At 35.2% G+C, this 21,808-nt stretch carries 22 protein-coding genes and 1 pseudogene; 10 read left to right on the forward strand and 13 right to left on the reverse strand.

The genetic code is table 11. From position 1 onward, the window contains the following. Window positions 1-58 precede the first annotated feature (58 nt). A complete protein-coding gene (locus ACFTQ7_RS03045) occupies window positions 59-1,294 on the reverse strand; it encodes a DNA polymerase IV (RefSeq protein ID WP_386827213.1) in 1,236 nt (411 codons plus the stop codon). A 91-nt stretch (window positions 1,295-1,385) separates the two neighbouring features. Next, window positions 1,386-2,783 (reverse strand): aminotransferase-like domain-containing protein, encoded by a 1,398-nt coding sequence (locus tag ACFTQ7_RS03050; protein ID WP_386827215.1) that lies wholly within the window; start codon window positions 2,781-2,783, stop codon window positions 1,386-1,388. Window positions 2,784-2,916: 133 nt separating this feature from the next. Between ACFTQ7_RS03050 and ACFTQ7_RS03055 the strand changes: the two genes are divergently transcribed. Next, the gene (locus ACFTQ7_RS03055) at window positions 2,917-4,080 is read left to right on the forward strand and encodes an aminotransferase-like domain-containing protein (protein ID WP_386827216.1); all 1,164 of its coding nucleotides are present in this window, start codon (window positions 2,917-2,919) and stop codon (window positions 4,078-4,080) included. A 707-nt stretch (window positions 4,081-4,787) separates the two neighbouring features. On the opposite strand, the gene ACFTQ7_RS03060 is transcribed toward ACFTQ7_RS03055, so the two are convergent. Both ACFTQ7_RS03060 and ACFTQ7_RS03065 read right to left on the reverse strand, forming a co-directional pair. Continuing rightward, on the reverse strand, window positions 4,788-5,651 hold the full coding sequence (locus tag ACFTQ7_RS03060; RefSeq protein ID WP_386827217.1) for an AraC family transcriptional regulator: 864 nt from the start codon (window positions 5,649-5,651) through the stop codon (window positions 4,788-4,790). A gap of 258 nt (window positions 5,652-5,909) precedes the next feature. Next, entirely contained in the window at window positions 5,910-7,109 is a 1,200-nt protein-coding gene (locus tag ACFTQ7_RS03065; protein WP_386827219.1) for a hypothetical protein, read from the reverse strand. A gap of 195 nt (window positions 7,110-7,304) precedes the next feature. On the opposite strand from ACFTQ7_RS03065, the pseudogene ACFTQ7_RS03070 reads away from it, so the two are divergent. The 3 genes and pseudogenes from ACFTQ7_RS03070 to ACFTQ7_RS03080 form a co-directional block, all read left to right on the forward strand. After that, window positions 7,305-7,450, forward strand: a pseudogene (locus ACFTQ7_RS03070) (IS1595 family transposase); the annotation flags it as partial. Window positions 7,451-7,696: 246 nt separating this feature from the next. Next, on the forward strand, window positions 7,697-8,320 hold the full coding sequence (locus ACFTQ7_RS03075) for a YitT family protein (RefSeq protein ID WP_386827220.1): 624 nt from the start codon (window positions 7,697-7,699) through the stop codon (window positions 8,318-8,320). A gap of 327 nt (window positions 8,321-8,647) precedes the next feature. After that, the gene (locus tag ACFTQ7_RS03080) at window positions 8,648-9,004 is read left to right on the forward strand and encodes a hypothetical protein (protein ID WP_386827222.1); all 357 of its coding nucleotides are present in this window, start codon (window positions 8,648-8,650) and stop codon (window positions 9,002-9,004) included. 465 nt (window positions 9,005-9,469) lie between these two features. Here ACFTQ7_RS03080 and ACFTQ7_RS03085 read toward each other — a convergent pair whose 3' ends face one another. After that, window positions 9,470-10,024, reverse strand: coding sequence for a helix-turn-helix domain-containing protein (locus ACFTQ7_RS03085; RefSeq protein ID WP_386827223.1), 555 nt, complete (start codon window positions 10,022-10,024; stop codon window positions 9,470-9,472). A 115-nt stretch (window positions 10,025-10,139) separates the two neighbouring features. On the opposite strand from ACFTQ7_RS03085, the gene ACFTQ7_RS03090 reads away from it, so the two are divergent. Then, window positions 10,140-10,727 carry a LysE family transporter gene (locus ACFTQ7_RS03090; protein ID WP_386827225.1) on the forward strand — a complete coding sequence of 196 codons (588 nt, stop codon included), beginning with the start codon at window positions 10,140-10,142 and terminating at the stop codon, window positions 10,725-10,727. A 67-nt stretch (window positions 10,728-10,794) separates the two neighbouring features. Here ACFTQ7_RS03090 and ACFTQ7_RS03095 read toward each other — a convergent pair whose 3' ends face one another. The 5 genes from ACFTQ7_RS03095 to bioD all read right to left on the reverse strand — a co-directional run bounded on the left by ACFTQ7_RS03095 (window position 10,795) and on the right by bioD (window position 15,267). Continuing rightward, window positions 10,795-10,920 carry a hypothetical protein gene (locus tag ACFTQ7_RS03095; protein WP_349660606.1) on the reverse strand — a complete coding sequence of 42 codons (126 nt, stop codon included), beginning with the start codon at window positions 10,918-10,920 and terminating at the stop codon, window positions 10,795-10,797. A 453-nt stretch (window positions 10,921-11,373) separates the two neighbouring features. Next, on the reverse strand, window positions 11,374-12,369 hold the full coding sequence (gene bioB / locus ACFTQ7_RS03100) for a biotin synthase BioB (RefSeq protein ID WP_386827226.1): 996 nt from the start codon (window positions 12,367-12,369) through the stop codon (window positions 11,374-11,376). Between the two features lie 270 nt (window positions 12,370-12,639). Then, entirely contained in the window at window positions 12,640-13,212 is a 573-nt protein-coding gene (locus ACFTQ7_RS03105; RefSeq protein WP_386827227.1) for a biotin transporter BioY, read from the reverse strand. Further along, window positions 13,179-14,582: an adenosylmethionine--8-amino-7-oxononanoate transaminase gene (gene bioA, locus ACFTQ7_RS03110; RefSeq protein ID WP_386827229.1), complete on the reverse strand. Its 1,404-nt coding sequence runs from the start codon at window positions 14,580-14,582 to the stop codon at window positions 13,179-13,181. The genes ACFTQ7_RS03105 and bioA overlap by 34 nt, the downstream gene beginning before the upstream one ends. Then, entirely contained in the window at window positions 14,563-15,267 is a 705-nt protein-coding gene (gene bioD / locus ACFTQ7_RS03115; RefSeq protein ID WP_386827230.1) for a dethiobiotin synthase, read from the reverse strand. Before bioD ends, bioA begins: the two co-directional genes overlap by 20 nt. Before the next feature lie 627 nt (window positions 15,268-15,894). On the opposite strand from bioD, the gene ACFTQ7_RS03120 reads away from it, so the two are divergent. The 5 genes from ACFTQ7_RS03120 to ACFTQ7_RS03140 all read left to right on the forward strand — a co-directional run bounded on the left by ACFTQ7_RS03120 (window position 15,895) and on the right by ACFTQ7_RS03140 (window position 19,006). Next, window positions 15,895-16,359: a hypothetical protein gene (locus tag ACFTQ7_RS03120; protein ID WP_349660537.1), complete on the forward strand. Its 465-nt coding sequence runs from the start codon at window positions 15,895-15,897 to the stop codon at window positions 16,357-16,359. Window positions 16,360-16,620: 261 nt separating this feature from the next. After that, window positions 16,621-16,872: a hypothetical protein gene (locus tag ACFTQ7_RS03125; protein WP_386827232.1), complete on the forward strand. Its 252-nt coding sequence runs from the start codon at window positions 16,621-16,623 to the stop codon at window positions 16,870-16,872. 84 nt (window positions 16,873-16,956) lie between these two features. Then, window positions 16,957-17,142 (forward strand): hypothetical protein, encoded by a 186-nt coding sequence (locus ACFTQ7_RS03130; protein WP_386827233.1) that lies wholly within the window; start codon window positions 16,957-16,959, stop codon window positions 17,140-17,142. Between the two features lie 60 nt (window positions 17,143-17,202). Next, the gene (locus ACFTQ7_RS03135; protein WP_386827235.1) at window positions 17,203-17,901 is read left to right on the forward strand and encodes an ABC transporter ATP-binding protein; all 699 of its coding nucleotides are present in this window, start codon (window positions 17,203-17,205) and stop codon (window positions 17,899-17,901) included. Then, complete coding sequence (locus ACFTQ7_RS03140; protein ID WP_386827236.1) at window positions 17,894-19,006, forward strand: ABC transporter permease; 1,113 nt, start codon at window positions 17,894-17,896, stop codon at window positions 19,004-19,006. Before ACFTQ7_RS03135 ends, ACFTQ7_RS03140 begins: the two co-directional genes overlap by 8 nt. Before the next feature lie 133 nt (window positions 19,007-19,139). On the opposite strand, the gene ACFTQ7_RS03145 is transcribed toward ACFTQ7_RS03140, so the two are convergent. From ACFTQ7_RS03145 to ACFTQ7_RS03155, 3 genes are all read right to left on the reverse strand, one after another. Next, window positions 19,140-20,177: a beta-carotene 15,15'-monooxygenase gene (locus ACFTQ7_RS03145; RefSeq protein WP_386827238.1), complete on the reverse strand. Its 1,038-nt coding sequence runs from the start codon at window positions 20,175-20,177 to the stop codon at window positions 19,140-19,142. 1 nt (window position 20,178) lies between these two features. Further along, complete coding sequence (locus ACFTQ7_RS03150) at window positions 20,179-20,670, reverse strand: MarR family winged helix-turn-helix transcriptional regulator (protein ID WP_386827240.1); 492 nt, start codon at window positions 20,668-20,670, stop codon at window positions 20,179-20,181. A gap of 182 nt (window positions 20,671-20,852) precedes the next feature. After that, window positions 20,853-21,740 carry an AraC family transcriptional regulator gene (locus tag ACFTQ7_RS03155; protein WP_386827241.1) on the reverse strand — a complete coding sequence of 296 codons (888 nt, stop codon included), beginning with the start codon at window positions 21,738-21,740 and terminating at the stop codon, window positions 20,853-20,855. Window positions 21,741-21,808: the final 68 nt, after the last annotated feature.

The following is a 21,808-nucleotide window of genomic DNA, read 5'->3' on the forward strand; positions in this document are numbered from 1 at the left end:
AAAAAAGGTTAATCGTAATGACGGTTTTCTGTTTGATTTTAAAGTTTGATCATTTTTTCTACTTATGTTCGTCCCAAAAGTCCTTACTAAAACTCGTATTTGCTTGATATTTCCCAGCTGGTTTGGCAATATCTGAACCTCGCAAAATCGTTCCTTTTCCGAACTTTTGCTCAATTTGATCAACCAGTTTAATGATCGGTTCATCTTTTACATGCTCTTCAAAGTTAAATAACGTTAGTTGTTGTGTCGTTTCTTTAATATCACTGACATTCGATACAGTAACACCCAGTAATCGTACAGGTTCTTCGTCCCAATGCTTATTAAATAAATACCAGGCATGCTCAACGATTTCCTCTTTTGAATGAATTGCGTTATTGATAGACTTACTTCGTGTACATGTTTCCCAATCAGCTGAACGAATCATAATACTTACAGTAACTCCAGCAAGTTTCTTGGCCTTTAATCTTTCCGCTACCTTTTCAGAAAGTGTTGCGATTACTTTATATAGTTCATCTCTATCTGTCGTATCACGGGAAAGTGTTGTTGAATTCCCTACACTTTTCGTATCATATATTGCTTCTGGATCAACTGGTCTATCATCTTCACCATTGGCCTTTTGCTTCATACGCAGACCATTAATGCCAAAGTTTTGCTTTAATATATATTCATCAGCTACAGCTAGTTCTCCAATTGTTTTGATACCTAATTTACCTAATTTCTCCGCTGTACTTTTACCAACTCCATGCATCTCAATGACATTCAACGGCCACAATACTGCGGGAACATCGCGCTTTCGAAGTACGGTAATACCCATTGGTTTTTTCATATCACTTGCCATTTTCGCTAAAAATTTATTCGGTGCAATGCCGATTGAACAAGGGAGTTGCAGTTCGTTCCAGATTCTATCTTGCATATGTTGTACATGTTGCAATACATGTTGGCCTTCAACTATAGGAAGTTGCAAATATCCTTCATCGATTGAAACTGGTTGGAGAATGTCGCTATACTCTTTTAACAAATTAAAAAATGACTTGGAGGCAGCTCTATATCGTTCAAAATTAGGTGGTAGTACAATTAGCTCTGGGCACTTTCGGCGCGCCTCTCCGACATTCATAGTTGTATAAACACCACTTGCTCTTGCTTCGTAGCTACAAGTAATAATAATACCTCTACGCTCTTTAGGATTACCTGCGATTGCTACAGGCTTCCCTTTTAATGAGGCATCGTAAATTTGTTCAACAGAGGCATAGAAGCAATTAAGGTCAATATGTAAAATGATTCTTCCTTTATTCATACTCTATCTCCTCATTTACTTTGGCTTACCCTGTATGCGCTATCGAATCGCCACTTTTCTTTACATAACTTTATTATAAACCTTTCTTAGTTTAATCAACAAATGTATAATCCCCATCACTTTCAAGTAAATCCTTCAAAATGATCAGTGCTTGTTCAAGTTGATTTTCAGGTGCAGTGATGGCCAAACGAACTGCATTTACTAGCTTCGCATTTCCTACGGCAAAACGTTCAGCTGCGTACACTTGCACACCCGCTTTTGCTGCTAGCAATTCAAACTGAACGCTAGTGAATTTTTCGGGAAGTATAAGCCATCTGAAAATACATTCTTCTTCTCCTAAAATGTTATATTCCCCTAAATATTGATCGACAAGGGCATTTTGTTGCTTGGCATACAAACGGTGCTTTTCTAAAATGGATTGTGCAACGCCATCATGAATCATCCTTGCCGTAAGCTCCACCATCATTAAAGACACTGAAATATTTATGTTATACAATGTTTCCATTATTTTTTTACGTAGTGTTGGCGGTGTAACGATATAGGATAGTCGTAAGCCTGGTGAAATAGTTTTAGAAACACTGGCAATATAAATGACCTTCTCTGGTGCATAGGAGGCTAGTGGGGCTAGTGGTTTCTCTTTAAGAAAACTATAAATCGCATCCTCAATAACGATTAAGTCTTTCTGCCTCGCAACTTCCGCTATCATTTTCCTTGTTTCCATCGACATTGTATGGGTAGTTGGATTATGAAAATCAGGAATAACATAAAGACCTTTTATATGCTCATTTTTACAAGCGTATAATAGCCCCTCCCTTGTCATTTCTCCGTTTCTTTGTTGGATTGCTACTAGTTGGATACCAAGCATATTTGCTGCTGTTTTTATACCTGCATAAGTAATGGGATCTGTACCAATTCGATCTCCTGGCTGAAACAATGCCGCTAACGTGCCAACAATGGCATTTTGTCCCCCTGCCCCAAGTAATACTGATTGATCCGTTTGAAAGTTGACCTTTTCCAAAAGCTTCATGGCTGCTTCCGTTTGCCAAGTATTTCCCTCTGGTCGTCCGTATTGAAATAATTTGCTAAAATTAGGGTCATTCATCATCTTTTTCATATAACGTGTAATATCCTCATTCGCATGATTTTCTGGCAGCACAGAGCCCATTTCGATCATCTGTGAAGAATTACTTGTCGGTAATAATATTTTATTTGTCGCTGCATCTGATGAAACGAATGTTCCACTTCCGATAGAAGCATAAATTAGCCCCTTCTGCCCACAAAGTTTAAAAGCTCTAGTTATCGTGCTTAAATTAACATCTAAAAAATCTGCTAGCTCACGCTGAGGAGGTAACTTCGTGCCTGGCGATAATTTTCCATCTTTTATATCTTGCTCCAGCTGTTCAGCAATTGCTATATATAACGGAGCCGAGCTTTCGCTAATATTTGGCTTCCAACTCATTGGATATTCTTCAAACGAATTAACTGGCATATTCTAAGCTAAGCTCCTTCTCTCTCATTTTTTGCATACAATATTTAATTGTCTTGCATACAATGATAATATTGTATGCATATGATGACAATGATATAATTTTTAAAAAATCAGAAAAAAGGAACGATAAATCATGGAATTTTCAGAAAAGATACTAAATACGCCATCTTCATTCATCCGAAATATTTTGAAAGTAACAGAATCAGAGGATGTCATCTCTTTTGCAGGGGGGCTTCCAAATCCAATTTCTTTCCCAGTTGAAGCGTTAAAGGCATCTGCGAACAAAGCTATTTCGGAAAACGGTAGTCGTCTATTCCAATACTCAGGTACACAAGGTTATGCGCCTTTACGTGAGTACATTGCTGCAAAATACCGACGAGTACACGGACTAGATGTCCATGCTGACGATGTATTGATTACAACAGGATCACAGCAGGCTCTTGAACTAATTGGGAAAGTACTTATTAACAAAGGCGATGGTATCGTCATCGAGGAGCCTGGTTACTTAGGTGCTATTCAAGCCTTCACATTAAGTGAGCCAACCTTTTATGGTGTAACACTCGAAAATGATGGGTTAAACTTAGAAGAATTAGAGAATGCACTACAACAACCAAATGTAAAATTCGTGTATACAGTTCCAAATTTCCAAAACCCAACAGGTCTTACGTATTCTAAAGAAAAACGTCAGCAAATTTTCGAAATCCTATCTAAATATGATGTAGCGTTAATTGAGGATGATCCGTATGGAGAGTTACGCTTCCAAGGCGAGCCACTACCATACATTGGCGCTGGTAAATTAGAAAATAGTATTTTGCTAGGTTCTTTCTCTAAAACAGTCACACCAGGAATGCGCCTTGGTTTTATCATTACAAAAAATAAAGAATTAATGCAGCATATCGAAACTGCGAAGCAAGCAACTGACTTACACACAAATATTTTCTCTCAATATGTCATTTATGATTATTTAGCAAACAATGACTATACGGAGCACGTTCAGAAAATTATAGCGTTATATAAAAATCAAGCCGATGCTATGCTAAATGCAATGGAGGAGTTTTTCCCAGCACATGTGGACTACACACGACCAGATGGAGGAATGTTCATTTGGGCTACAATGAATAATGGAACTTCATCATTAGACGTCTTCCATAAAGCGATGGAGCAAAAAGTTGCCTTCGTACCAGGCGATCCATTCTACACATCTAAAACGGGTGTGAATACAATGCGCCTAAATTATACAAATGCAACACCAGAAGTCATCCACGAAGGCATTAAACGCTTAAGTAGCATTTTATAAAAATCGTTTAAAAATAAACAAAGTTATTAATAAGAGATGGTGTGAAAATTTCACACCATTTTTTCTTATTTCTCATCATAGTAAAAAATGAGGACAGAGCCTATTAAGGCTAATCAAAAAGAAAAATCCACTTGTAATATAGGTTACATATAAAAGTTGCTATTCTATTCAAAGTTACATTAGCTGCTTTTTTATTTTTTCTTCTCTTTTTACAATTATCTAAGAAATCGATATTATACATAGTTAATACGGCGAATCATTATATCAAAAAAGAACATCCCTATATACAAAATAGATTCCTTTAATACATACTTCCGGTGTACCGAAAACAAAAGAATCTTTTTAAATACTTAAAACCACTGCTATATTCATTACATTTCTTTCATTTTAAACCTCAAAAAAGCTTAGGAACAACTCCTAAGCCTTTCTATTATTGAATAATACTTGATTTGAAATCAGATTTTTTTAACTAGCTAATTTATACAAACTCCATTCTGAAAAATATTAATTAAAATGGAGTTTAATTTTTTTTATTTAGTATTAGATAATTTTTGTACCCTTTTTTCACTAAAACACCCGTTACGGTTAACCGTGACCTTTCTAAATGAGGTTTTATACATATGACCCTTTATTCTTTATGAAGTAATCTGAACACCAGTTCATCTACTCGAAAACAACTCTTATACCCTCATTGTTATAACTAACGCTTACTTTTTTTCCTTTATTGGCATCCATATTTCGCTATATACATTTTCATAAGTACCATCATGCTTTGTAAAAGAAATTCCAGGTAGGTCGGCTATTTCATAACCTGAAGATGGCAACCACTCCGAATAAATTTTCGCGGTCGTTTCTTGAAGGGTAACAGGGAATGGTCCTTGATTAGGGAAAATCGCCCATAAACTTTCTTCAATAGAAAGTTGTTCTAAATCAGCTAATTGATTTTCTTTTGTTGTTGCAAAACCAATCATATGAGTTAAGTAACCTTTTTCTTCTAAGTAACCATCATCAAAATCATAAGATACATTCAAAACTTGATGAGGATATAAATCAGCTAATTGATGCATCTCATTTCTTTGTTGTTCAGTAATGGACTGGGCTAGTTCTAAAATTGCATTATTGACACCTTCAAACTGTATTGGTACCCTTTTCGATACTCCAACTATATTAAATTTCTCTTTCTTTTCTATTTTGAATTCCATGGAAATTCCCCCCCTAATATCTATAAAGAATGAAAATTTGGGAAATGATTTTTGAATTTTATTTTTCGTTACTTCCGAAGGTAAAAAGCCACACCATTCACGAAAGGCTCTTGAAAATCCCTCGATTGATTGATAGCCATATTTGTAGGCAACATCTGTAACCTTCGCACCGTTTATTAATTCAACATTCGCTACCGATAATCTCCTGTTTTTGATATACTCATTCAATGACATTCCTGCCATATAAGAAAACATCCTTTTAAAATGATAATCAGATAGACCAACTATTTCTGATATTTCTTTTCCAGATATTTCTTCCGTTAAATTTTTTTCGATGTAATCCATTAATTGATTGAATTCTTGTAACATTTCATTTCCCTCCTTAACAATTACATCATATTGTATCCATTGATTTTTTACTCGATATTTTTTATACGGATTATATCGGATAAAGATCAAAAACAGCCTAGAAATATTCTAAGCTGCTTTCGTGTTCATTCAACATATCTTATCCGTTAAATAAATCCTTCTCTCACCTTTAAATAAGACTGTTTCCTCAAAGATTGTTACTTCTGGTTTTGTATCTTCTTCAACTAAAGCACTCCGTTCGTTGTAGAAGAAATGGTCCTAATTCACATATAAATGTAAAACATTTTCCTGTTTCTCATACCTTCCCTTTATTACTCCGATTCCATCAATCTTAAGTGAATCAACATTTTCAATGGGATTATTCTTTAATATCAGGTGTAATTTAATTATATGTTGAAGTCCATGATTACAATAGGCGATAACAGGTTGTTGTACAAGATAGTCTTCATTGTTAATTCTTACTTTTAAAAAGTTCTTATGTAAAAATCTATTTTCTAATGAGACGATATTCATCGGGTCAAAAGATTTAGCAGTTATTTCACCTTCAACAAATAGATGAATTCCTTTTTGTTGTTCAAAGTTTTCAAATGTATTTTTTCTATTTTGTATAGCAAAATTAATTACTTCTTCTGTTTCAGAGCTTATTCCTACATTACTTATTTTTATAAAATCATCCGAAAGCTGTTTAAATATATCGTATAATGTTTCCTCTTTACCCCAAAAACTTTCCTTCCAACCCGGTGAAAACTCATCTAGTAACAAACACATAAACAAACCTGAACTATAACAACTCCTGCGTATATCAGAAGTAGTTCCATATTTGTCCTTCAGGTCTTGTCCATATTTTTTTAAAACTGATTTGTAATCTATTGGGGTTTTTTCTGAGTAAGCCTTTAGTTCAACATACCAAGCAGGTCCTTCAATTGTCTCAATTAAGTTTTCGTATAATAGATTATTATTAAACATAACAGCTCTTTTTTCTCTTAGGGCAATGAAAGTATTAAGATATAGTTTCTTTTTAATAATATTATTTTCTAACACCGCACTAAAAAGATTGGCTCTTTCCTGATTTCGTAATTCCACATTTTCTTTTGTTAACGGATATGTGATCCCCAAAATTTCATTCGCAAACCGCGTTTCGCCTTTAACATATTGAAAACCGTGGAATAATTCGTGTACGAGAATAGAATATAAACTTTCATAATTCTCGCACAATTCGATATTTACAATTGCTGTTGGATAATCATTATAAAGAATAAGTGTACAACCAATAAATTGTTCATCCCAATTTAAAATTTGATAATTATTTTGTTGATTTTTTTTCATTCTAGGATGATTGAAAAGATAAACATAACTCTTATCATATAGTGCGTAAGCAACCGAATCAAAACCTGACCAATAATTATCCAAATTTGCATTTACTAAGTCTTGGGAAATTCTATTAAGATATTTATTCATTCTTTCTATCCTCCATATAAAAATTCATTCTATCTAAATTCTCTTTGGGATGATAAATATCCTTTTTCAAAAGAAGGCTTATGCAATTCAATGATTTTCAGGTAAAGCCCCTTTAGCTGAATAACATGACTGTTTTTTTAAAAACGACTTTATTAGAAATAAAACTACTATATTATATATGTTCAGAAGCTGCGGATTGACCGTTTTAAAGGAGTGGCTAAAAATATCCCGACATCTATCTTAAGTGATTCTTGGTCGTATACAGTCGAAGTAATGAAAGAACGAAACACAATATTAAAGAATTCTTACTTACATCAAAACAGTTTAATCAAAATAATTAATATTACTTTATCTTTGCAGCAGAATCACTTATTACCCTCCTAGCAATTCAACCCTTTTATAATCATTCTGAATATTTTTTTCTTGTTTAATAGCTGCTTTAGCATCTTGATCTGTATTGACCATTTTCTAATCATAAATATTTCTAATTATAACTATCACTAATCTATATTTCACTTAATAATTGAACTAATATAATGTAAAACAAAAGAGAAATACTGTGATACACACAAGGAGATGTAGTAGTTATGTCGCAACATTTATTTAAAGCACTCATTCTTACATTGGCCTCTGCCATTCAAGGAGCAGCTATGTCTATTTTCTTATTTCCTCACTACATTCCATCCGGTGGTGCTGCCGGAATAGGTGTGTTATTAAATTACATATGGGATGTGCCATTTGCAACGAGCATTTGGTTATTAAATGCGGTGATGGTAATTGCAGCCTTCAAGTGGCTTGGAACAAGCAACGCGGTGTGGACGATGTTTTGTGTCGGCGCAGCTGCCTTCACTATCCATTCAATTTCTCCACACATTCATCATCCAATTGGAAATGTATGGGTCGATTTAGTAATTGGAGCCTTTTTATTCGGTTTTAGTGTGGGAATTTTATTTAAAATGGGGGCTTCTTCAGGAGGAATGGATATTTTAGCACTTATTATATCATCTTTTATAAAACGACCTCCCGGAAGCATATTATTTTGGATTAATAGTTTGATATTACTTGTTGCTGGTGTCGTGATCGATTGGAAAGTGATCATGTATGCCCTGATTTGCCAATGGTTTGGAACAAAGCTTATTGATTTCATCGGAAAGGGAAGTGTTTCTATACCTGTACTAAAGAAATATTCTGGTGCAAAAACTTTAAGATAATTGCAAGTAATCTCTAAATCTTTGACATCCTTATACGATTATCAAATCGGATACCCTGTAGAATAGTCAATAGTGTAGCCCTGAAATAAAGTTTGATTAAATTAACTTAATAAACCTTGTTAAAAGAGCAAATAAAAAAGCGTGTTTTGAAAAAAGTTTGATCAAAACACGCTTTTTTTCTCAATTGAAATTGACTGTCTATTCCACTAAACTGCAGCCTTCTTTAAACAATTCCCTCTCTTCATGTACAAGAGGTTATTTTACATCCATTCATCATACATTTCCTTACGAGCATGATTGAACAACTTGGTTAAGAGTTTTAAAGCGATGCGAAACGGGATTCGATTAAATGATTTATTAGCAGTTAAATTTGCAAAAACACATTCATCTATTCGAACAATTTTGTATAACCCATGGCTTGTTCGTACAAAGGGTTCATCTGTTGCCTTTGATAATCGAAGGTTGAAAGCAATCATGGCGATTATGTATAAATTTAAAGGAAAAACGGTTGAAGAAGCTATTTTACCAATTATTCAATTAGTAGAACAGCCGTTTTCGCAAGGACTTTCAGCTTATTTAAAAGAAAAACCTATTGATTTATCGATGGACACATACAATCCGTTAAATGCGGACAGATTACATGAGGCAACTTTAAAATTATTATCACAGAACAGAAGTGATTAATAATAATAGGGAGTTATATTAATTATTAGCCTTTAGAAAATTAAACAATGTTATTTTCTAAAAAAATCATAGATAAGAAACACTTACTTTTTTAAATATCTTTAGTAACTATCTATCTATTACGCTAATAGGTAGTTACTATTAATTAAACGATTATTATGGATCATCACCATAGCATGTGGTTGTTTCAGCTTGGCGGTTTGTTGCTGACGCTTCGCTTTCGCACAGATAATACATTTGTTGCTGACGCTTCGCTTTCGCACAGATAATACATTTGTTGCTGACGCTTCGCTTTCGCGCAGAGCAGAGCTTCCTAGGAGCGTCCGATGTGCCGATTAACCACCACCTTTTAAGGTAGGAGTCTTTTACCGAATGAAGATAGGGCATACGTTTTAACAAATGTCATTCACAACTTTTGGTGATGATCCATAATTATCTATATATTTGGTTTTTCCATTTACAAATTTAGTTTGGATAATAGATAGTCATACTTAATTTTGTTAACGTATCACCAGGATTCAAGTAGGTGTGTGGACGATCTGCTTTAAATCGAATGGAGTCACCACTCTTTAAGCGATATTCGTCATTATTGACTCTGATTACTAGTTCACCATCAAAAACCGTGATAAACTCCTCTGTGCCATCTTTATGAGCCTCAGCGCTTAATGTCCCTTCTCTTTCAATCTCCACCGTGTATATTTCAAAGCGGCTATCCTCTTGAAAAGGAAAAATTGGATACACTCTATATCTTCCACCATCTTCAGATAATAGTTGAACATCATCTCTAACAATAATTTCGGTATCAGGCTGAGGGTTATTAATTAACGTAGTAAAAGAAACCTTTAATCCATTAGCTATTTTCCAAATAGTTGTAAGAGTTGGACTGGACTCTCCCCTTTCAATTTGTCCTATCATCGTTTTACTTACTCCGCACAATTGAGAAACTTTCTCCAAACTTAATTTTTCTTTCTCTCGAATCATTTTTAAATTTCTTGCAAAAATAAGGTGAATTTCTTCCATTAAATATCCCCTTTTCAAAATGTACAATATAACGACCGTTATGTATAATAAAAAGACGGACGTTATATTGTTTATTTCAGACATTATAACAAACAAATTCAAAGGGGGTCCACAAATGCCTTTATTTTCTTTTTTAATATTTGTAATAATCACCAGCTTTACTCCAGGTCCTAACAATATCATGGCAATAGCATTTGCAAACAAACATGGATTAGCAAAAACTCTTCAATTTTGTATAGGTGTTGGGGTTGGTTTTTTTGCGATTACGGGCTTGAGTAGTTTATTTAATAGGTTCCTTACAAATATTATGCCAATGATTGAAATTCCTTTGACCATTCTTGGTGTGGGCTATATGTTATATTTAGCTTTTAAAATACTATCGAGCAAAGAGAATGATGATGCTGAGGAAGAGGATAACAAACAAAACTTATTTATAGTAGGTGTCTTCTTACAATTCGTGAACCCTAAAGGTATTTTGTTTGGCATTACAGTAGTGGCAACCTATATTCTTCCCTATTATTCTTCCTATGTCAGCTACTTGCTTTTTTCGTTATTTTTAGGAATGGTCGGTATTATGAGCACATTCAGTTGGGCTCTATTTGGTTCAGCTTTTCAAAAAATTTTACTACAGTATCGTCAAACGTTTAATATCGTGATGGCTCTTTTATTAGTGTACAGCGCGATTTCAATTCTCCTTCATTAAAAGAATAAAAAGCAACCCTCTTCATGCGCTATAGCGTCGAAAAGGGTTGCTTCGTTCAATTATGCAATTATTTTGTATACGTTAAAACGGCATGTTTCTTAAATTTCTCTAAAGCCTGTGTTGCCTCATCTTTATTTGCATATTCAAAAATTCGAACATCCTTTTTATCAAATACTGTAATAACCCACATCATAAAAGCTCCCTTCCAATTTGTTTTTGTAATATAACAACCACCGAAAACCGTGATACTTTATCCAACTGTTTTATAACAATCCCTTACTTGATTCTTATTTTACGCCGATTTTTTATAAAATTAAAGCCTTATGTGAAGCCCTTCACAAACTGTTCAATTTCAAAACGCTTTCATTGAACAATTTGTGAAAACTGGATTTTCCAAGGCATAAAAACAATCTTCATACCGCTCCGCCTCATTCCTACATTCAATACGAAAAGCCGTATGTACACCTTTTCCACGACGCACATACGGCTTTCCAAATTCGATGATAATTAAGTAGTAGTAGATTTTATTTCATAAAGTGAATCCTTAAACAGCGGGGTTTCTTATCCCGCACTGATTATTAGTCTTCACCAATCGGGCTTTTACGGGCAGTTCATTACTGCCCGTTAATGCGTGGATAAGTTTTACTTAGCAGAATGCTGCTTCTTGCTTCTCTGATAATTCAATTTCAAAGCCTAAATCCTCAAGCATACGATAATCACTGTTTGCTTCTTGTCCTTCAGTTGTTAAGTAATGCCCAACAAAGATACTATTTGCTGCATATAAACCTAGTGGTTGAAGTGACCCAAGATTGATTTCTCGTCCACCAGAAATGCGAATTTCCTTTGTTGGATTCAAATAACGGAACAACGCTAAAACTTTTAAGCAATAACGTGGATTTAATTCTTTTGTCCCTTCTAGTTTCGTGCCATCAATCGCATTTAAGAAGTTGACCGGAATGGAATCCGCGTCTAATTGATGAAGTGCACGCGCAATATTCACGACATCCTCTTTTGTTTCCTTCATACCAATAATGGCCCCTGAGCAAGGTGAGATTCCATGCTTTTTCGCAATTTCAACCGTATTCACACGATCTTCATACGTATGGGACGTAGTAATATAAGAGTGATGTCGTTCAGATGTATTTAAGTTATGGTTGTAACGATCCACCCCCGCTTCTTTTAATTGCTGTGCTTGTTCTTCTTTTAATAAGCCAAGACAAGCACAAACTTTTAAGCCATACTTCTCTTTAATTTCTGTAACGGCTTCACTAACTACATTGACATCTTTTCGAGTCGGCCCACGACCACTTGCCACGATGCAATAAGTACCGATTTTATTGTCAAATGCACGTTTAGCCCCCGCTAAAATTTCCTCTTTCGTAATGAAAGGATATTTTTCAATCGGTGCTGTAGATTTAGATGACTGAGAACAATAGCCACAATCCTCTGGGCAATAACCGCTCTTAGCATTCATAATCATATTTAATTTTACTTTTTTTCCATAGTAGTGCTTACGAATAGCAAAGGCACCGTCCATCACCTTCAAGAGCTCATCATCTTCACTATGTAAAATGGCAAGAGCCTCCTCATTACTAAGGATTTTCCCTGCAATAACTTCCTCTGCTAACTGTAACCAATTCATCTAGACATTCTCCCTCTCTACTTGATAATTTATCAATTATTCCTCGGCATAATTGCGTCTGGAATCGGCTTTGTGCAAGCACAAAGAACTCCTTTCCGATTCCGTGACATCCGCCGGAGGCTATAGGCCAACACGATGTTGGTCACTCAGGCGGTTTCACAGGATGTGAAGCTCTTAGCCTGAGTTCCTCTTTTTCAGCTGATGTGTGATCAAGCGCTAAAAAAACAATTTAAATATGCATTCTTCTCACATCTGTATAGGTGGGATACTTCAACTGAAAGAAGTTATTGTTCTTGCTGAATGAAAAACTTTGTAAAGACGCTCGGCCAAAAATGCAGAAGCTATCGCTAAGCAAAAATCAGCCACAATGCTGTTTAAAAAACCAACTACGAAAATATGTGACCAGCTCGCTTTCACATGTAACCAGAAATTCAATGCTACATATAAATATGGAACCGCCACCCCATAAATAATAATAAGCCCAACAATATTTGCACCGATAAAATGTTTTTTCGTTGGCGTATCCACTCTTTCAATCATGAAACCAATGACTAATGCGGCCAGTGCAAAGCCAATCAGGAAGCCAAATGTCGGTTGCAATACATAGGTGATCCCCCCACCTTGTGTAAAAACTGGCAAACCAACTAAACCAACCCCTATATAGACGAGCTGACTTTGTAATCCATTACGACTACCGAGCAAGCTACCTGCTAAAAAAACAAAAACAATTTGTAATGTAAAGGGCACTACTGGTAGCGGTATTTTAATAAATGCCCCGATTGCGGTTAAAGCGGCAAACATCGCAATCATCACAAGTGACAGTGTTGATTGTCGTTTGAACAACTTATTCCCTCCCGCTCCTCAAAAAATTGCATGATCGTCTCTTTAGTTGTATCAATCATAAAATCCATTTCGTCATCAGATATAATGTATGGAGGCATGAAATATAATATATTGCCAAGAGGACGAATGAGTAAGCCTTTTGCTAATGCCCGTTTAGATAGTTGATAACCGATACGTTCCTCACTTGGAAGTGGCTCCTTTGTTTCACGATTGGCGACTAATTCAATAGCGCCAACTAGTCCAACCTGCCGATATTCACCAACAAACGGCAACTCTTCAAATGCCTGCTTAGCAAGCTTTCGCATACGTTCACCTTTGTTTTTTATCATGTCGATCACTTGCTCTTCTTCAAATATCGTCAAAACTTCAAGGGCTACACGACAAGCAAGTGTATTACCGGAATAGCTATGAGAGTGTAAAAAAGCTTTCATTGTACCGTAATCATCATAAAAAGCGTTGTATACATCATCATTCGTCAAAACTGCGGATAGTGGCAAATAACCACCCGTTATACCTTTTGATAGACACATAAAATCTGGAACAATCCCTGCTTGTTCACAAGCAAACAATGTACCTGTTCGTCCGAAACCTACTGCAATTTCATCTGCGATAAAATGAACATCGTATTTTGTGCAAAGTTCTCGTAAGCGCTTCAAATATATTGGAGGATACATTTTCATGCCAGCAGCTGCTTGAATGAGTGGCTCAATAATAACAGCTGTAATTTCTTCATGATGCTGACGAAGCTCGTCTTCAACAAATTGTATACATTGGGCTTGACAGCTTCCTGGATTCTCTTGAAAAGGACATCGGAAGCAATCTGGTCCTTGTGCACGTACAGTATCCAATAATAGTGGCTGATACACTTCGTTATATAGCCCTACCCCACCAACAGATAAGGCACCAAGTGTTTCACCATGATAAGCATCCGTTAAAGCTAAAAAGCGTTTTTTCATTGTTTTTCCCGTCTGCATATGATATTGAAAACTCATTTTGAGTGCTACTTCTATCGCCGACGAGCCGTTGTCTGCAAAAAATACTTTATTTAAATCGTCTGGCGTTAAGGCAACTAATTTTTCTGCCACCTTAATGGCAGGTTCATGTGAAAAATTCGCAAAGATCGTATGCTCCAATGTAAAAGCTTGATCGCTTAATGCTTGACTTATCCGTGGATTCGCATGTCCAAATAAATTTACCAACCAGGAAGATACGGCGTCTAAATAGCGATTATTATGTTCATCGTACAGCCATACACCTTGTCCTTTTTTAATAACAATAGGCGGATATTGCTCATAGTCCTTCATTTGTGAGCAAGGATGCCAAACATGCTGTAAATCTCTCGTCTGCAATTCAGTTAAAGATTGTTTCATATTTGACCAACCTTTCAACCAAAGATGTGTGTGAAATAGAGAAGTCAACAATCTGTGAAATATCCCGAAGCTTTGGAATCGTCGCATATGGCAAATCATGACGTTGTAAAATCATTTTTACATTATCTTGTTCCATCTGACTGCCTGTATCTCCATTAAATACAAGGCCAAGAACATCAATATTACGAGCACGTAATGCCTCAAGAGTAAGCAATGTGTGGTTAATTGTTCCAAGTGTTGTTCGTGTGACAAGAACGACTGGAAGCTTACTTCGAACGATGACATCAAGCAGTGTCTGTTCTCCATATGTATCTATCGGAACAAAAAGTCCCCCTGCTCCCTCACAAATCACAACATCGTATGCTTGCTGTAACAACTGAATTTGCTGTAATAAATACTCCACATTAATTTGCTGACCCTCCAGCTGTGCAGCAAAATGTGGTGATGCAGCTTCCTTAAACGAATAACCATTTAAATTTTCTTGCTTTAGGCTTTGTAATGAATACTTTGCATACATTGCTGTATCGTAGTAATAGCAATACCCATTCTCACAAATTTCGCCAGTTTGCACAGGCTTATAAGGCGTGACTTGTAGATCATGCATTTGTAATTGACGCATTAGCAATGTAGTGACAATCGTTTTACCGACGTCTGTATCTGTCCCTACAACCCAAAAATGTTGCATCGTTAACCTACCCCCTCTTTTTAAGTTAACTGTTTACAAATTTTAAGTTAACACATTTAATTTTATTTTGTAAATGCTATTTCTCAAAAACAGTCTATTTCTTTACGAAAAATAGGGAATTTTGTGATAACTCAACAACTTTTTTTCTTCAATAAAAAACACTAGATTCTAACCTAGGTAAAAACTAGTGCGAATGAATATATATTTTTGTAGATGGTCAATTAATCATTTTGTCTGTTTTTATTAATTAGAAGGCGCATCACCATAACGTGGAATTACTTTTGTTTCGGGCGCTTTTTTTGAGGAGTCCGAAATGTCGCTTTGGGAAACACATGTTTTCTGTGCGAAAGCGAAGCGTCAGCAACAACAAGACGTTGGTCACTAAGACTAAGCATTTCACAGGACGTGATACCATTAGCTTCGTTCCCCTACTCACTTACACTCCATGCACCATCTGAGAAAATGTGAATTTCTATTTGTTTTTTCAACAATTCGAGCTTGTATTATAGCTAGATTTCTAATAATCTTTGGGATATTTTTTTGCTTCATTGACTTTTCCGAATATTATCAAAAATTTAAAGGATTTTACTCTTCGTTCGTAGTATTAAACAAAACGGGGGTGGCTGTATGTTTGGTATTTTTAAAGAGTCAGAGAAGATTGTAGATACTTTTGAGCAAGTTAGTTTTATTTTAAAATCCTTGCTCACATACGAGCTAAAAGACTTACCTATTCGCTATGAGTTTTGGTATCGAGTAGCTATTCGTCAGGAAGAATTGCGCACATTAAATAACGAGCATCGAGCAAAGATCTCGATGACTACAGCAGTAGGACGCTTTCATCAAACACAATACGAGGAAACTAAACAAAAGTTAGCAAAACTCGAACGTCTCGCAGATGTGTATAAATCCTTTTGTATTGAGGAAGAACGGGAGGCATTAAATCATCGACTTCTTTTTCATAAAGAAGCAATTTCCGAGCTATATGAGCATGTCCAACATAAAGACCTATATATGTATTGTGATGTTGTGCAGCAACATTTTTGGGATGCAGTGAGTGAGGACGTTATAAATGCAATTGCCCACCTAGATTAAGTAGGTGAGCAATTGCAAGGGACTATTTTTTCATAATTTGCTCTAATTCCTTTTCTAGGATTTCCCCCTTATCCATCGGTACAAAGCCCATTACGCCATGAAGCTAAAGACCATCGAAAAACGCATTTAAATGGTCTCCATTTGCAATAGTCACCTTTCTTTCCCCATTGTTCACTATTTTCGGCATAAATAAGTTTGTATTACTTAAGAATGTGTGGTATTTTTCAACAAAAATATATTGAATAAGTTTGGAGGTTTTTTATGATTGCATGGATTATTACTGCGGAAATTGCCTTTTGGATTGTTATTATTATTGGGCTTATTTGCAGATATGTTTTTAAAATGCCGAAACTGAGCATTTTCTTTTTTGCACTAACACCTGTTATTGATTTGTTACTTGTTATCCTTACTGCTATGGATTTAAAAGCTGGTACTCCTGCATCTATATCTCACGGAATAGCGGCGATTTATTTTGGTGTCTCTATAGCTTTTGGTAAAACAATGATTACATGAGCCGATGAAAAATTTCAAAAATGGTTTTTGAAATCTGGTCAAAAAAATGAGCCATTAACTGGAGTAAAAAAAGGGAAGCAGGAAATGAAAATGCTTAGTCAGCATATTGGTGCCTTTATAATTGGTGCTGGATTATTGTATGCCATGTCTCTTTTCGTTGGTTCAAATTCTGATACCTCTCCCCTATTTCAAATAATGAAATATTGGGGTATTGTACTTGCGATCGATGCCGCAACTAGCATCTCATACGTTATATTCCCAAAGAAGTAATATGTAAAAAATTGAAACATTCCCCTCTTTCGTTCGTAAATAAACAAAGAGAGGAAGTGAATGACAATAGATATTAACATACATAAAGGTGGCTATGTAGAAGATGAAGCCATTATTTCAAACATTCAATTTCAAGTAAATAGTGGTGAGCTCGTTGGATTAATCGGTTCCAATGGGGCAGGAAAGAGTACAACATTGCAAGCAATAATGGGTGTACTGCCAATAGTAGATGGTCAAATAACAATAGAAACTTACGGCTACGTACCTGAAAGACCAATTTTGTATGAGTATTTTACTTTGTGGGAGCATATAGATTTTTATTTGCGTGTTACTGGTAAAGAAGATTCTTTGACAAATCGCGCGAAAGATTTACTCGAAATTTTCCATTTGGACCATAAGCTACACGATTATCCAACAACGTTTTCTAAAGGGATGCAGCAAAAAGTGATGCTTATTTTAGCATTTCTTGATAAGCATTCTACCTATATTTTAGATGAACCATTTATGGGTTTAGATCCACAGGCAATGCGTAAGCTCTTAACGATTTTAGAAGAATTAAAAGCGCAAGGAGCCACCATTTTAATGAGTACACATGCACTCGATACAGCAGAGAAAATATGCGATCGTTTCATCTTGATTGATCACGGGCGAATTTTACAGCAAGGTACACTCACATCGTTACGTTTAACGGTGAAACAGGACGAAGCGTCTCTTCTTGATATTTTCGACATATTGCTTGAGGAAAATCGCCATGACTAATATATTGCAGCACCGAAGAAAATTAGAGCGCTCCCAAAATGTTAAGATACTGGCAAGCGTTATCGATTGGACAGTCGCCTTATATGTTGTTGTGCCTGCTCTAGTCATTGGCTTTTTCCTTTATAAAGACTTTATCTTAAATATAAGTACATCTTGGATCGTACATATACCGCTAGTTTTGTTTATCGTACTGTTATTTATTATTACACGTATCGGAACTATTCGTACTTATTTGCAACGAGCCGATCGTCTTTTTTTAATCCAAAACCGAAAACAAATGATACGCTTAAAACGAGCTGGCCTTCATTGGACGTTAAGTAAGCACCTAATTTTACTAGGTACTGGCCTTGCTTTATTAGCGCCCATCTTTATAATCGTTCACCATATAACGATATTAGAATTGCTTTCTTTACTATTGCTACTATTTACGACTAATTTTATGAAGTTACTTTTTCAATTAAAACTTCGTAAATGGCAGCAACTAATAAGCAACATTTTTATGTGCATTCTCGGTACAGTTTGCTTTTTGTATGTACCTATTATTATTACTTCACTTATTTATCTAATTCTTCTTGTTTATTGCACAAGCTATTATAATAAACATTATGTCTTTAGCACTAAGTTTTTTGATCAACAGGTGGAGCTTGATCAAGTAGCATTTTATAAATGGCAAAGTCTTTTATTCCAAATTGCTCCTGAGCTTCGAAGTCAGCTAGTACCGAAATTAAAAAAGCCTCGCCTACTATGGAAAAATTCTAAGCGTATGTTTCGACGTTCCGATTATTTAATAGAGGAATTAGTATGCAAAACGATGCTTCGCCAAAAACAATATCTCTTTGGCTATCTTCGTTTTTTATTGAGTGGTATTGGGCTCATCATTATTGTGCCAATATGGGCGAAAATGATTATGCTTGGAATTCTTTATTTTACTTTACGGTCATTGATGCAATCGATAATCCAGCAAATTTTAGAGCACAAAATTTGGTCAATCTTTCAAGTATCCAATGAACAAATTCATGTAGCTAGCAGGCGATTACTTAGGGGATTTGTCGATCTGCCGTTATTGTGTATCCTTATTATTTTTATTATTATTTTTGTAATTTAGAGCTCAAAACGTGAGGTTGATTTCCGTCCCGACTTTTATATAAATGGTATGTATTTTAACAAATATCTTCCCCTATTTTTTGATTGTCCAAATTAAACAGGTGCCAGCTTAGTTTGCTAGCACCTGTTGTTTATTATCTATTATCTTCCATTCCTTGTAGAAGCATTTTTCTAAATTCCTGTGCTTGGTCAGCTTTAATGGCTACTTTGTTATAACGTTTTTTAATCCCCAGCATAAAAGTCACTTCCACAGGCTCCTTCATTTTCAATATAAACTGTGGATATACCGCTTCAAAATCACGTGCTATAAAATCAATTGTATCTTTAGCTAATTTTCGTTCCAACTGCTCCTTATCCTCAACAAGCTCTTCAATCTGATCGAAGCGAATTTCTGCTCGTTTCATCAATCCTAATGACAAATACAGTTTATCAGATGTTACATAAACAGGATTTAAACGAATAGCCTGCATATCCGCTACAAAAAATAGTACAGAGTATACATTTATAATAAGCAATAGAATAGAAAGAACAAGTGATTTTTCATGTAGCCACCAATGAATCCCTATTGTTTCAATGGCGATTCCATGGATAAGCATGATGATAAAGGCAATGTAGCTCGAATTTTTATGCAAGGTTAAACCAGGTTGCTCTTTTCTCTTCCAACTTGCAAAAGCGTAGTAAAATACTACAAAATCTGCGCAAAACACTTGGATAATAGGATGCTTCGGTGCATGTTTTTCAACTGCTTTGGGAAATGAGAACAAATCTGGTAAAGAAGTTGAACGTACATCCGCTAAAATTCTCGGCATATAGCGAACAAGCGTTGCAACTAGTAAAATTTCAAATAATATAAGCGTACCTTCAATCGCAAAACCAGTCCAAGTCACTGCAACAAATGGTTGCAAATGTTCTATTGGAATAATAAAACGCGCTACAATACAACCAGCCGCTGCTAAAATAATCGCTTGTTTTATAGAAAACTTTCCTTTATACAGCAGAAATAAAACAGGCATAACAAGAACAAAATCAATTAATGAGCCAATAACAACTCCATTTGTTTCAGAAGGCAAAATCGATAAACCGAAACCAGTGTTATAAAGCGTGTAATTGCTAGCAAGTAAGACTAACAAAAATGCTAGCCATAGATTTTGCTTTTTCTTTACTGCAACCATGTCAAATCTCTCCCTTTTTCAAAATATCATTTATTTCATGTATAATTCCTTCCTTTAGTACAATTTGATTAAGCTTTTGAACAACCTCTTTTAATTGCACAATCTCACTTAACTCAAGCTTTGAATAATATCTAGAAATAATAAATCGTTTTATATCTTCTTCTCTTTCAAAATACTTAATGCCTGATGTATCGAGACTTACAAATATTTCTCGTCGGTTTTCCGGATTAATGCTCCGAGACACATATTGCTGCTCTTCAAGTTTACTAACCAGCTGTCCGACAGCACTAGACGTTATATTCATATAACTTGCAATTTGTCCAATCGTCACTTGGTTATTTTTTTTAATAAAATCTAAAAGAATTATTTGTTTAGGGGATAGTTCATCACTTATTAAATTTTGATGTAGCTTTATGAAATGACTATCCATCGAATAAATAGCTTCATTTATTTCCTCCACAAGCTTATAGATAAGTTCTTCATCCTTTGCCATAACTCACTCATTCCTTTAAGTAAAGTTAATAGTAAAGGTATCTTTACTATTAACTTTACTTTATTATATATGGTTTTTATTGTCAATAGGCCCAACGATAAACAGCACAGTTTATTCCAATAATCGCTAAGATCAAGCGATTCATTGCAAAAGCGAGTATTCGATTCTATTCCACTTCAATACTATCCTTTATCAAAAAACTGTTTACGATAAACATGTGGGGAGGATCCTGTATATTTTTTAAATTTTTCAATATAGTAACTTACTGTACTGAAGCCTGTAGTTGTAGCAATTGTAGTGATGGATTGCTCACTATCACGTAATAGCTCCATACTTTTACGAAGACGATAGTGTAGTAAATATGTGAATGGTGTCATGCCGATCATTTTTTTGAAAAAGCGACTACATTCTGCACGACTTAAAAAAACATGTGCAGCTAAACTTTCTAAAGATATCTTTTCTTGATAATGAGTATGTAAATAATCAAGCATATCCTTCGCTCGTTCATGCTGGACAATAATTGCTGGATCCAGTATTTCTTCTGTTAGCATTGATTGTGACAAAATAGTTTCCCAAATGACTAATAGCTCTCTCCATACCTTTAGCTCATAAAAAATGGCTTGTTCTTGTAGTAATTTAGCCACGATGTCTACTTTTTGCGCCAATTGGCCAGAAAGCTTGACATAAGGCAGTCTATTGTTCGTTATATAAGGTAGTACATATTTAATGGCAAAAATACTTTCCTTATGTCCGCCTAATAGCAACGGGTCCAAGTTAATACACAAGATTGTAGCCTGTTCTACTTCAAAAGGCTTTGCTTCATGTAAGCCTGATGCATTGACAAATAGTCCCTCCCCCGCCTCAAGTACAAAAACATCTGCTCCTACACGATATTCCACACGACCACTTTTCACTTTGACAAATTGAATTTCCTTATGCCAATGTAACGGTAAAAAATCTAAACGATCTAATCGCAAAACCGTCTCATATAGTGCAACTGGAAATTCCTTCGTCCCATGTAACGTAAGTTCTTGTAAATCCTTTGCAATTTTAATATGTGTTAACACCACTACTTAGCTCACCTCAATATATTGATATTATTAACCCTTTAAATCGATATTTTTTACGTTAAATATTT

Origin of the sequence: Lysinibacillus sp. NPDC056959, from assembly GCF_042674095.1 — a bacterium.
Taxonomy (GTDB): Bacteria; Bacillota; Bacilli; order Bacillales_A; family Planococcaceae; genus Lysinibacillus; species Lysinibacillus zambalensis.